General features: G+C 67.2%; 12 protein-coding genes and 1 pseudogene. 9 read left to right on the forward strand and 4 right to left on the reverse strand.

All coding sequences use genetic code 11. The annotated features are described in order from the left end of the window. The first annotated feature begins 288 nt into the window (after positions 1-288). Together metG and FCU40_RS21075 are read left to right on the forward strand one after the other, a co-directional pair. A complete protein-coding gene (gene metG / locus FCU40_RS21070; protein WP_168077633.1) occupies positions 289-1,998 on the forward strand; it encodes a methionine--tRNA ligase in 1,710 nt (569 codons plus the stop codon). 1 nt (position 1,999) lies between these two features. After that, positions 2,000-3,214 carry an MFS transporter gene (locus tag FCU40_RS21075; protein WP_168077634.1) on the forward strand — a complete coding sequence of 405 codons (1,215 nt, stop codon included), beginning with the start codon at positions 2,000-2,002 and terminating at the stop codon, positions 3,212-3,214. On the opposite strand, the gene cysN is transcribed toward FCU40_RS21075, so the two are convergent. Together cysN and cysD are read right to left on the reverse strand one after the other, a co-directional pair. Then, a complete protein-coding gene (gene cysN, locus FCU40_RS21080; RefSeq protein ID WP_168077636.1) occupies positions 3,202-5,109 on the reverse strand; it encodes a sulfate adenylyltransferase subunit CysN in 1,908 nt (635 codons plus the stop codon). The genes FCU40_RS21075 and cysN overlap by 13 nt on opposite strands. Beyond that, the gene (cysD, locus tag FCU40_RS21085) at positions 5,109-6,089 is read right to left on the reverse strand and encodes a sulfate adenylyltransferase subunit CysD (RefSeq protein ID WP_168077638.1); all 981 of its coding nucleotides are present in this window, start codon (positions 6,087-6,089) and stop codon (positions 5,109-5,111) included. Before cysD ends, cysN begins: the two co-directional genes overlap by 1 nt. A gap of 345 nt (positions 6,090-6,434) precedes the next feature. Here cysD and FCU40_RS21090 point away from each other — a divergent pair, with 345 nt between their 5' ends. Genes FCU40_RS21090 through FCU40_RS21110 form a run of 5 tightly spaced genes read left to right on the forward strand, consistent with a single transcriptional unit; the run spans position 6,435 to position 10,246 of the window. Further along, the gene (locus FCU40_RS21090; RefSeq protein ID WP_175582102.1) at positions 6,435-7,337 is read left to right on the forward strand and encodes a hypothetical protein; all 903 of its coding nucleotides are present in this window, start codon (positions 6,435-6,437) and stop codon (positions 7,335-7,337) included. After that, positions 7,334-8,770, forward strand: a complete 1,437-nt coding sequence (locus FCU40_RS21095; protein ID WP_168077640.1) for a M48 family metalloprotease — start codon at positions 7,334-7,336, stop codon at positions 8,768-8,770. The genes FCU40_RS21090 and FCU40_RS21095 overlap by 4 nt, the downstream gene beginning before the upstream one ends. A 32-nt stretch (positions 8,771-8,802) precedes the next feature. Then, positions 8,803-9,543: a DsbA family protein gene (locus FCU40_RS21100; protein ID WP_168077642.1), complete on the forward strand. Its 741-nt coding sequence runs from the start codon at positions 8,803-8,805 to the stop codon at positions 9,541-9,543. A 59-nt stretch (positions 9,544-9,602) separates the two neighbouring features. Next, positions 9,603-9,866: a type II toxin-antitoxin system prevent-host-death family antitoxin gene (locus FCU40_RS21105; protein WP_168077644.1), complete on the forward strand. Its 264-nt coding sequence runs from the start codon at positions 9,603-9,605 to the stop codon at positions 9,864-9,866. Beyond that, on the forward strand, positions 9,863-10,246 hold the full coding sequence (locus FCU40_RS21110) for a type II toxin-antitoxin system VapC family toxin (protein ID WP_168077646.1): 384 nt from the start codon (positions 9,863-9,865) through the stop codon (positions 10,244-10,246). The genes FCU40_RS21105 and FCU40_RS21110 overlap by 4 nt, the downstream gene beginning before the upstream one ends. Here FCU40_RS21110 and FCU40_RS21115 read toward each other — a convergent pair. Then, the gene (locus tag FCU40_RS21115) at positions 10,243-11,064 is read right to left on the reverse strand and encodes a thiazole synthase (RefSeq protein WP_206677360.1); all 822 of its coding nucleotides are present in this window, start codon (positions 11,062-11,064) and stop codon (positions 10,243-10,245) included. The genes FCU40_RS21110 and FCU40_RS21115 overlap by 4 nt on opposite strands. A gap of 45 nt (positions 11,065-11,109) precedes the next feature. Beyond that, positions 11,110-11,310, reverse strand: coding sequence for a sulfur carrier protein ThiS (gene thiS, locus FCU40_RS23180; RefSeq protein WP_206677361.1), 201 nt, complete (start codon positions 11,308-11,310; stop codon positions 11,110-11,112). 79 nt (positions 11,311-11,389) lie between these two features. On the opposite strand from thiS, the gene aroQ reads away from it, so the two are divergent. Both aroQ and FCU40_RS21125 read left to right on the forward strand, forming a co-directional pair. Further along, entirely contained in the window at positions 11,390-11,830 is a 441-nt protein-coding gene (gene aroQ, locus FCU40_RS21120) for a type II 3-dehydroquinate dehydratase (RefSeq protein WP_004615246.1), read from the forward strand. 61 nt (positions 11,831-11,891) lie between these two features. After that, positions 11,892-12,074: pseudogene (locus FCU40_RS21125) on the forward strand (acetyl-CoA carboxylase, biotin carboxyl carrier protein); the annotation flags it as partial.

The raw sequence follows: 12,074 nt of genomic DNA on the forward strand, positions 1-12,074 counted from the left end.
AGGCCTCAAAAGCCTCAAGGGTAAGGAACTGGCCAACCCTTGGAAGAAGCACGATAATATCCCGCTTTAGGTCCTTCTCCCTCCCCCTTGATGGGGGAGGGCAGGGGCGGGGCGACGACGACGGTCGATGCCGCGCACCGCCGCCAAAGCAGCATTCACCCCGATCCCCGACCCTTCCCCCATGATGGGGGAAGGGAGGTTTTAGCCAAACCTTTCCCTCGCCGCCCGACCCTTCTATATGCGGACGCTTCTTTGCTTCGTCCGACTTGCCCGAAAGGCCGCGCCCGCATGGCTCGCATCCTGATCACCTCGGCCCTGCCGTACATCAACGGCATCAAGCACCTGGGGAATCTGGCGGGGTCGATGCTGCCGGCCGACGTCTATGCGCGTTTCCAGCGGGCCCGGGGGCACGAGACGCTGTACATCTGCGCCACCGACGAGCACGGCACCCCCGCCGAGCTGGCCGCCGCCGCCGCTAACCAGGACGTCGCCACCTACTGCGCCGAGCAGCATGTGCTGCAGCATGACGTGGGCCGCGCGTTCGGCTTGTCGTGGGACCACTTCGGACGCTCGTCGTCGCCGCAGAACCATCGCCTGACCCAGCACTTCTGCCAGGCCTTGGAAGACCACGGTCTTATCGAGGAACGCGTCGACCAGATGGTCTACTCGGTCGACGACAAGCGCTTCCTGCCGGATCGCTACGTCGAGGGGACCTGTCCGCATTGCGGCTTCGAGAAGGCGCGGGGCGACCAATGCGACAACTGCGGCAACCTGCTGGACCCGACCGACCTGATCAATCCGTACTCGGTGATCTCCGGCTCGCGGAACATCGAGGTGCGCGACACCAAGCACCTCTACCTGCTCCAGACCAAGATGCAGGACAAGATCCGCGCCTGGGTCGACAGCCACGCCGACTGGCCGCCCCTGGCCCGCTCGATCGCCTACAAGCACCTGGACGAGGGCCTGATCGATCGCGGCATCACCCGCGACCTCGCCTGGGGCATCCCGGTGGCCAAGGACGGCGTTCCGCGTCCGGGCTTCGAGGACAAGGTGTTCTACGTCTGGTTCGACGCCCCGATCGAATATATCGCCGCGACCCAGGAGTGGGCCGAAGCCTCGCCCGATCGCGACTGGAAGCGCTGGTGGCGCACCGACGAGGGCGCCGACGACGTCCGCTACGTCCAGTTCATGGGCAAGGACAATGTCGCGTTCCACACGGTCAGCTTCCCGGCCACCATCCTCGGCTCGGAGGAGCCGTGGAAGAGCGTCGACATGCTCAAGGCCTTCAACTGGCTGAACTGGTACGGCGGCAAGTTCTCGACCTCGAACAAGCGCGGCGTGTTCATGGACGCGGCGCTGGAGATCCTCCCGCCCGACCTGTGGCGCTGGTACCTGACCGCCAATTCTCCGGAAGGCAGCGACACGGCCTTCACCTGGGAACAGTTCGCCAGCGCCGTGAACCGCGATCTGGCCGACGTGCTGGGCAACTTCGTCAACCGCATCCTGAAGTTCAACGAGAGCAAGTTCGAGGGCGTGGTTCCGGCGGGCGGCGAGCCCGGCCCCCTGGAGGAGAAGCTGTTCGCCGACGTCTCGGCGCGTCTGGCGGATCTCGCCGAACAGATGGACGCCATCGAGATCCGCAAGAGCGCCCAGGCGCTGCGGGCGCTGTGGGTGGTCGGCAACGAGTACCTGCAGGAAGCGGCCCCCTGGACCGCGATCAAGACCGATCGCGACCGCGCCGCCGTCATCGTCCGCACGGCCCTGAATCTCGCGGCGCTGTACGCCAAGATCTCGGCCCCGTTCATCCCGTTCGCGGCCGAGAAGATCGGCGCGGCCTTCGATCTGGCCTTCCCGGCGGAATGGCCGTCGAACGACGCCCGCGTCGAGCTGAACCGTCTGCTGGTCGGCGCGCCGGTGACGGTGCCCGAGGTCCTGTTCAAGAAGATCGAGGACGAGCAGATCGCCGAATGGACGGCCCGCTTCGGCGGCGCGGAATAGCTTGCCGGCGGGGGCGGACAAGGCGGACGGCGCGGCCGTCCATTCCGGGGGGCTGCCGACCGTCGTTCGCCTCTGCCTGTTCTACGGCGCGATCTATCTGAGTTCGGGCGTCAGCCTACCCTACATCGGCACCTATCTGCGTTCGCGGGGCATGAGCGGCGGCGAGATCGGTCTGATCCTGGCCTTGCCGCTGCTGCTTCGACCCTTCACCGGCGCGTCGCTGGCGGTATGGGCCGACGGCTTTACCCTGCGGCGCACGCCGATGATCCTGCTGCTGATCGGGGCGGGCCTTGGCTATGCGGGCCTGCTGGTCACCGCGAACCTTTGGTGGCTGGCCCTGGCCTGGTTCGTCGGCCAGACCCTGCTGTCGACCGTCTCGCCGCTGATCGACGTGATCTCGCTGCGCCGGGCGAGAACCGAGGGGTTCAACTACGGCGTTCCGCGCGGCACGGGGTCGAGCACCTTCATCTTCGCCAACCTGGCCATGGGCGCCATCCTGACCTTCGCCGCGCCGACGGTGATCGCCGTCTGGATCGCGGTCGCGTGCTTCATCGGCGCCCTGGTCGGCGCCCTGGTCATCCCGTCCGAGCGCGTCCACGCCGAAGGGGCCAAGCCCGACCGGTCCGAGCGCTGGAAGGGGCTGGGCGATCTGCTGCGCGACCGGACCTTCGTGCTGGCGGTGGTCACGGCGGGACTGATCCAGGGCGCGCACGCCTTCTACTACGGCTTCTCGGCCATTCTCTGGCGCAAGCAGGGGATCTCGGAGCCGATGATCGGCGTCCTGTGGGGCGTCGGCGTGACGGCCGAGGTCGGGTTCATGTGGTTCCTGGAGCCGCTGCGCCGTCGCTGGACCCCCGAGCGGTTCCTCGTGCTGGGCGCGCTGGCGGCCGTGGTCCGCTGGACGGCCTACGCCTTCCAGCCGCCGCTGTGGGCGCTGTTTCCGCTGCAACTGCTGCACGCCCTGACCTTCGCGGCCAGCTTCCTGGCCTCGCTGCGGCTGATCGAGAAGCTGACCCCGCCGGCCTGCGCCTCGCCGGCCCAGGCGATCAACTCGGCTCTGTCGTCGGGCCTGACACTGGGCGTGGCGACCCTGGCCTCGGGACCGCTGTTCGACGCCTTCGGGGCCCGTGGCTACCTAGTCACCGCCGCCATGGCGTTGCTGGGCCTCGGCGGGGCGATCCTGCTGTCCAGGCCGGCGAACCGTCAGATCGCGTAGTCGATCTCCCGGCCCTCCAGCCACGCCACGATCCGCTCGGCCGCCTCGACCGGGTCGATCGCGGTGGTGTCGATGCGCAGTTCGGGCCGCTCCGGCGCCTCGTAGGGACTGTCGACGCCGGTGAAGTTCTTCAGCTGACCCGAACGGGCCTTCTTGTAGAGGCCCTTGACGTCCCGCGCCTCGGCCACGGCCAGCGGCGTGTCGACGAAGACCTCGATGAACTCGCCGGGCTCGAGGATGTCGCGCGCCAGCTGGCGCTCGGCCCGGAACGGCGAGATGAAGGCGGTCAGCACGATCAGGCCGGCGTCGACCATCAGCTTGGCGACCTCGGCGACGCGGCGGATGTTCTCGACGCGGTCCTCCTCGGTGAAGCCGAGGTCCTTGTTCAGGCCGTGGCGGACGTTGTCGCCATCCAGCAGATAGGTGTGACGGCCCAGGGCGTGCAGGCGCTTCTCGACCAGGTTGGCGATGGTCGACTTGCCCGCGCCCGACAGGCCGGTCAGCCAGACGACCTGGCCGCGCTGAGCCTTCAGCGCCGCCCGCGAGGCCTTGCTGACATCGGTATGCTGCCAATGGATATTGTCGGCCCGGCGCAGGGCGAAATTGATCATGCCCGCGCCGACCGTGCGGTTGCTGAGCCGGTCGATCAGGATGAACCCGCCCAGCTGGCGGTTCTCGGCATAGGGCTCGAACGGGATCGCCTGGTCGAGCGACAGGTTGCAGACCCCGATCTCGTTGAGCTCCAGCCGCTTGGCGGCCGTATGCTCCAGCGTATTGACGTTCACGCGGTGCTTGATGTCGGTGACGCTGGCCCCGACCGTGCGCGCGCCTAGCTTCAGCAGATAGGCGCGGCCTGGCGGCAGCGGCTCGTCGTCCATCCAGACGACGGTCGCCTCGAACTGGTTGGCGACCGGGGCGGGCGCGTCGGCGGCGGCGATCACGTCGCCGCGCGAGATATCGATCTCGTCCTCCAGCGTCAGGGTCACGGACTGGCCGGCGACGGCCTTGTCGAGATCGCCGGGCAGGGTCACGATGCGGGCGACGCGGCTCTCGCGGCCCGAGGGCAGGGCGCGGATGCGGTCGCCCGGCTTGATGGTCCCCGAGGCGACGAGGCCCGAGAAGCCCCGGAAGTCGAGGTTGGGGCGATTGACCCACTGCACCGGCATCCGGAACGGCTTGGACTGCAGGTCGTCCTCGACCTCGACGTCTTCCAGCCACTCCATCAGGATCGGCCCCTTGAACCAGGGCGTCTCCTCGCTCCGCGCGGCGATATTGTCGCCGCCCAGGCCCGAGATCGGGATCGGGGTGAAAACGGTGAGGCCGATCCGCTCGGCGAAGGCCCGATAGTCGGCGACGATCTTGTCGAACACGGCCGGGTTCCAACCCACCAGATCCATCTTATTCACCGCCAGCACCACGTGGCGGATGCCCAGCAGGCTGACGAGATAGCTGTGGCGGCGCGTCTGGGTCAGGACGCCCTTGCGCGCGTCGATCAGGATCACGGCCGCGTCGGCGGTCGAGGCGCCGGTGACCATGTTGCGGGTATACTGCTCGTGGCCGGGCGTGTCGGCGACGATGAACTTGCGCTTCTCGGTCGAGAAGAAACGGTAGGCGACGTCGATGGTGATGCCTTGCTCGCGCTCGGCGGCCAGGCCGTCGACCAGCAGGGCGAAGTCGATCGCCCCGCCTTGCGTGCCGACCTTCTTGCTGTCGGCTTCGAGCGCGGCCAGCTGATCCTCGAAGATCATCTTGCTGTCGTACAGCAGGCGGCCGATCAGGGTGGACTTACCGTCGTCGACGCTGCCGCAGGTGATGAAGCGCAGCAGCGACTTGTGCTGATGCTGATGCAGGTAGGCTTCGATGTCCTCGGCGATCAGGGCGGACTGGTGCGCCATCAGAAATAGCCCTCCTGCTTCTTCTTCTCCATCGAGGCGGACTGGTCGTGGTCGATGACCCGGCCTTGGCGCTCCGACGTCGTGGTCAGCAGCATTTCCTGGATGACCTGGGGCAGGGTCGCGGCCGTGCTCTCGACGGCGCCGGTCAGCGGATAGCAGCCCAGGGTGCGGAAGCGGACGCTCCTTATCTGGGGGACTTCGCCGTCCCGCAGGCGGAAGCGCGCGTCGTCGACCATGATCAGCGCGCCGTCGCGTTCGACCACCGGCCGCTCGGCCGCGAAATACAGCGGCACGATCGGGATGTTCTCCAGGTGGATGTACTGCCAGACGTCCAGTTCGGTCCAATTGGAGATCGGGAAGACCCGCAGGCTTTCCCCCGGATGCTTGCGGGTGTTGTAGAGGTTCCAGAGCTCCGGGCGCTGGCTCTTCGGGTCCCAGCGGTGCTCGGCGGTGCGGAACGAGAACACCCGCTCCTTGGCCCGGCTCTTCTCCTCGTCGCGGCGGGCGCCGCCGAAGGCCGCGTCGAAGCCGTATTTCGACAGGGCCTGCTTCAGGCCCTCGGTCTTCCAGAGATCGGTGTGCAGGGCGCTGCCGTGGTCGAACGGATTGATCCCGCGCGCCTCGGCGTCGGGGTTCTTGTGCACCAGGAGGTCGAAGCCGAACTCCGACGAGACCCGGTCACGGAGGGCGTACATGTCCCGGAACTTCCAGGTCGTATCGACATGGAGGAGGGGGAAGGGCGGCTTGCCGGGGTAGAAGGCCTTGGCCGCCAGATGCAGCATCACCGCGCTGTCCTTGCCGATCGAGTACAGCATGACCGGGCGCTCGCATTCGGCCGCCACCTCGCGCAGGATGTGGATGCTCTCGGCCTCCAGGCGCTGGAGATGGGTCAGGCGCGCCGGCGAGAGCGCGGCCGTCGTGAGATCGGGCATCTTCGGGTCCGGCGAATGCGCGGCGGGTGCGAATTGGGTAAGGGCCAAGGCGAAGGTCCGCAAAGGGAATTTATTAGCCCCCACTTGTCGAGAGAGGCGTCGATTCTAGGGCGCGACCTAAGGCCCAGGCGTCGCTAAGGACAACGTGGGATTTCTAGGGGCGCTGTCAGTTGGCTTGACGCCCGCCGCCATCGTTCGTGGATGGAGAGGGGTTTTAAAGCGATCCGCCCTCCGAAAGCCGCGCCCAGACGCCGCAACCCCTGACAACACGACCAAAGTCGCTTTTCGCAAAGGCTTTTCGTCGTTAGGTTCATGTGACACGCGAAGGAGGGGTCCGGCGCGCGAAGGCTGTCTCTGCGCCCCCTCGCCATCGTTCTGGGACCCCGGCTGTGTATGAAGCCTAAGAAGCGCCAACCGCTCGATTTTTCCGCGACGCCAACGGACCGTTCTCCCGAACAGACCAGGACGGAGGACGACCGCGCCACGCCTGAACATCTCGAGACGCCCCTGTTTTCCGAGCCCGAGCCCGATACGACGGTCTCGGAACCCTTGAGCCTGGGCGGCGCCTTGCAAGACGATCTGGCCATGCCGTCGCCGGGGGCCGTCCGTTCGCGCCGTCGGCGCGAGGCCGCGCCCGACTCCGTCGCCCGGTTCGCGGAGCCCGAAGGGCCGCCGCCGACGTCCTTGGCCGCGGGCGTTCAGCCGCCCGCGCCGATCGTCGAACCCGAGCGCGCCGCGCCCGCCAAGACCCAAGCGCGGGAAGCCGCCCTCGACCTGCGCGGCCCGATCGAACCGCCGCCCGTTCCGCTGACGAGCGAGGACCAGCCCCGCCGCATGTCGGGCGTCCTCTTCTGGACCATCGCCTCGGCGATCGCGACGTTGTGGGCGGTCTGGCCGATCTTTTTCGCCCTGGGCTATGCGGGCGACGTGGCGGCGCTGAAGGTCAAGAGCTTCGCGGTCGCCGTGCTTGTCGGCATGGCCGTTGGCCCGGCGTTGATGACGCTGCTGGCCGCCTACATGCTGCGCCAGGCCACCGGCATCGCCGACGAGTTGCGCCGCACGCGGACTCTCACCGATCGGATCGTCACGCCGGCGGCCCTGGCCGCCGTGGGCGCGTCCAGCGCGGTCGACGCCATGCGCGCCGGTAAGGCGAACGGTTCCCGGCCCGCGCGTTCTGACCGACGCGCGGGCCGAAATCGTTTTGGGCCTGGGCGGAAACCCTTGTTCCCTCGCCTCGCCGTTCCAAGTTACATTGGTCGTGGTTCGCGGGGGCGCGATCTGGAGATCATTCGATGACCTCGCGTAGTGGGCGCGCTGGTAGGCGTCAGGCAGGCAAGCGACTGGGTGTGGCGGCCTCCGTCCTGGCCGTCCTGGCGTCCAGCCTCGCCACGCCCCGCGTCGCCCATGCCCAGGACGACGGGGCCTCGCTGATCCGCGACACCGAGATCGAGGAGATCCTCCACCACGACGCCGACCCGATCTACGCGGCGGCGGGCATCGATCCCAAGACGGTGCGCATCCTGATCATCGGCGACAAGACCCTGAACGCCTTCGCGACCCAGGGCCTTCAGATGGGGATCAACACAGGACTGATCCTGCAGACCGAAAACCCCAACCAGCTGCGCGGCGTCATCGCCCACGAAACCGGGCACCTGGCGGGCGGCCACCCGATCCGCTCCGACGAGATGATGAAGGCCGGCCTCAAGCCGATGATCCTGACCATGGGTCTGGGCATTCTGGCGGCCCTGGCCGGCTCGCCGGACGGCGGCGCGGCCCTGATCGCCAATTCGCAATTCGCCGGCGCCCTGGGCGCCCTGGGCTACAGCCGTGAGCAGGAATCGCGCGCCGACCAGGCCGGCGCGGGCTTCCTTGAGGCCACCGGCCAGTCGGGGCGCGGACTGGTCGAGTTCTTCGACAACTTCCGCTACCAGGAGGTCTTCGACCAGTCGCGGCGGTTCGCCTATTTCCGCAGCCACCCCCTGTCGTCCGACCGCATCGAGGCCCTGCGCGGCCGGGTCGAGCGCCTGCCGCACTACGGCGCGGTCGATACGCCGGCGGATCTGGCCGAACACGAGGTGATGAAGGCCAAGCTCGAGGGCTTCCTCAACCCTCAGATCGCCTTGATGAAGTACAAGGAAACCGACACGAGCTTTCCCGCGCGGTACGCCCGGGCCATCGCCTACTATCAGATGAAGGATCCGGACCGGGCCCTGCAACTGCTGGATCCGCTGATCGCCGACCACCCCGACAATCCCTATCTCTGGGAGCTGAAGGGCCAGATCCTGTTCGAATTCAATCGCGTGGCCCAAGCCGAGGAACCGCAGCGCAAGTCGGTGCAGCTGAAGCCCGACGCGCCGCTGCTGCGCATCAATCTCGGCCAGACCCTGATCGGGATGAACGACCCCAAGAAGGTCGACGAGGGCGTGCGGGAACTGAAGCGCGCGCTGTTGAACGATCCCGAGAACGCCGTGGCTTGGCGCCTGCTGGCCGACGCCTATGACAAACAGCACAAGGACGGCGAGGCCCGCCTGGCCACCGCCGAACAGTACTTCTCGCTGGGGGCCACGCGCGAGGCCAAGGTCTTCGCCATGCGCGCGCGCGAGCTTCTTCAGAAGAACACCCCGGACTGGCGCCGCGCCACCGACATCGTCCTGGCCTCCAGCCCGAGCAAGCAGGACCTCCAGGCCCTGGCCAAGGAAGGCGCCGTGGTCTCCACTCCGGGCCTTTAACCCCTTCCCTTCTTTCCCGACCAGAGATTTCGATGACCCTGATCCGTCGCGCCGCGACCCTCGCCGTTCCGCTGGCCATCGCCGGCCTCGCCCTCGCCGGCTGCGACAACGCCAAGCCCGACAAGGCGTTTGGCGAGAAGGTCCGCGCCTACCTGCTCGAACACCCCGAGGTGTTAATGGAGGCCAACCAGAAACTCCAAGAAAAGCAGGCCGCACAGCAGATGGCCACGGCCCAGAAGGCGATTAGCCAATACCGTCAGGCCATCGAACGTGATCCGCGCGACATCGTCGTCAATCCGTCGGGCGCGGTGACCGTCACCGAGTTTTTCGACTACCGCTGCGGCTACTGCAAGGCGGCCGCGCCAGAGATCGTCGATCTGGTCGCCAAGAACCCCGACATCCGCCTGGTGCTGAAGGACTTCGTGATCTTCGGCCATGACAGCGAGGCCGCCGCGCGCCTGGCTTTGGGCGCCAAGGACCAGGGCAAGAGCCTGGAGCTTTACAAGGCGATGATGGCCGAGAAGAGCCTCGACGCCGCCAGCGCGTTGCGCATCGCCCAAGGCCTCGGCATCGACATCAACAAGGCCAAGATGGTCGGTGAGAGCCAGGCCGTCACCCAGCATCTGTCGGACACGCAGGCCCTGGCCAAGACCCTGGCCCTGCAAGGGACCCCGGCCTTCATCGTCGGCGACACGCTGGTGCCGGGCGCCGACATCGCGGCCCTCAAGCTGGCGATCGAGCAGGCACGGGCCAGCAAGGCAAAGCCGGGCTGACTTGAAGGACGGCGATCAAGGAGCCACTATCGCTTCGTGAACGCTTCAGGAGCATAGCCGTGCGCGTCGCCATCGCCGAGGCCGAGGGTCAACTGACCGACCTAGTCCGTCGGGCCGAGGCCGGCGAAGAGATCATCCTCACGCAGGACGGTCATGCGGCCGTGCGGCTGACCCCGATATCGAGCACGCCGTTGACCGATCCGGCTGACCGTCTGCGGCGGCTGCAAGCGATCAGTGAGAGTGGCCGGTCCAAAGCTCTTCCCGGCGTGTCAGCCGCGCGCAGTCAGGACTTCCTATATGACGACGACGGTCTCCCAGGGTGATCGTCGTCGACACTTCGGCTTTGATGGCGATCGCTCTTGGAGAGGCGTTCGCCTCGGCTTGCCACAGCGCCCTCGCGACCGAGACCGAGGTTCTAATCTCAGCGGCGACGGCTGTTGAGGCCATGATCGTCGCGCACCGCAAGAATGTCGCCGAAGAGATGAACGGCCTTCTGAACGGGTTCGGCTTCAGCACCATCCTGGTGGCGCTTGAAGATGTCGACAAGGTCGCCGCCGCTTACCGGCGTTGGGGCAAGGGCTTCCACCCCGCCGGCTTGAACTTCGGAGACTGCTTCGCCTATGCGCTGGCTCGCGAACGCGGATGTCCGCTGCTATTCGTAGGCGAAGATTTCTCCCGCACCGATGTCGTGTCGGCCCTTTAGATCAGCCCCGCCAGCGGCGAGCTGGGATCGGCGTAGAGCCGCTTTTGCATCCGGCCGGCCAGGTAGGCCTCGCGGCCCGCGATGACGGCGTGCTTCATCGCCTTGGCCATCCGGATCGGATCCTTGGCCTCGGCGATGGCGGTGTTCATCAGGATCGCGTCGCAGCCCAGCTCCATGCCGATCGCGGCGTCCGAGGCCGTGCCGACGCCGGCGTCGACCAGCACAGGCACCTTGGCGTTCTCGACGATGATCCGCAGGTTCACGCGGTTCTGGATGCCCAGGCCCGAGCCGATCGGCGCGCCCAGCGGCATGATGGCCACGGCGCCGGCCTCTTCCAGCTTCTTGGCGTAGACCGGGTCGTCCGAGCAGTAGACCATCACCTGGAACCCATCGGCGACCAGCAGCTTCAGCGAGCGCAGGGTCTCTTCCATGTCCGGGAACAGGGTCTTGGGGTCGCTGAGGACCTCGAGCTTGACCAGATCCCAGCCGCCGGCCTCGCGGGCCAAGCGCAGGGTCCGCACCGCGTCCTCGCCGGTGAAGCAGCCGGCGGTGTTGGGCAGATAGGTGAACTCGGTGGGCTTGACGTAATCGACCAGCAGCGGCTGGCTCCGGTCGGTCAGGTTCACGCGGCGCACGGCCACGGTGACGATCTCGGCCCCGGCGGCGCGGGCGGCGGCGGCGTTGGTCGCGTAGTCCTTGTACTTGCCCGTGCCGACGATCAGGCGAGAGCGGAAGGTGCGGCCGGCGACGGTCCAGGTTTCGTCGCTACCAACATTCTCTGGGGCGGTGACGGTGTCGGGGGAAACATGCGCGTTCATGGCGCCGGTTTACGCCCCGTCAGCCCGGGTTTCAAATGCGGATGATCAACCGCCGCCGATGAACGTCACGATCTCGATGCGGTCGCCGTCGACCAGGGCCGTGTCGGCATAGGTTGAGCGCGGCGCGATCTCCAGGTTGCGCTCGACCGCCACCTTGCGGGCGTCCAGGCCCAGGGCGGTCACTAGATCGGCGATCGTGACCACGTCGGCCAGGTCCCGCTCTTCCCCGTTCAGCAGTAGCCTCATCTCACCTCCGAAGCGAGCCGTGCTTGTGACCCGGAGGAACCGGCTATACAAGACCTCCCGGAATCGACGGCGGAGCCGCATGGTAAAACCGATCCACGTGCTGAGCGGACCCAATCTCAACCTGCTGGGAACCCGCGAGCCCGAGATTTACGGCAAGGACACCCTCGACGATGTCCGGGCGCGCTGCGAGGCGCGGGCGGCTTCGCGTGGCGTTTCGGTGGTCTTCCGCCAGTCCAACCATGAAGGCGTGCTGATCGACTGGGTGCAGGAGGCGCGTGAGTCGGCCTCGGCGCTGGTCCTCAATCCGGCCGGATACGGCCACACCTCGATCGCGCTCTTGGATGCGCTCAAGACCTTGAGCATCCCGGTGATCGAGTGTCACTTGTCCAACCCGGCGGCGAGGGAGGAATTCCGCCGCCACACCTATGTGTCGCTGGCGGCCACGGGGATCGTCTCCGGGTTCGGCGCGGCGAGTTACGAACTGGCGATCGAGGCCGCTCTCGGCCTGATCCGCGTTTAGCAACGATATCGCCCGGCGGTTTTGGTCGCCGAGGCGCTTCAGAACAATAAGGTAAGCTTCCATGTCGAACCCCAAGGCCCCCGCCGATCCGGTCGAAGCTCCGGCCATCGACGCCCGTCTGGTCCGCAAGATCGCGGACATCCTGAAGGACACGGGCCTGTCCGAGATCGAAGTCGAGCACGCCGGCCTGAAGATCCGCGTGGCCCGCGAGCTGACCGCCGCGCCGGTCAACTACGTCCAAGCG

The sequence above is a fragment of the Caulobacter sp. SSI4214 genome (assembly GCF_012184455.1).
Lineage (GTDB): Bacteria > Pseudomonadota > Alphaproteobacteria > Caulobacterales > Caulobacteraceae > Caulobacter > Caulobacter vibrioides_E.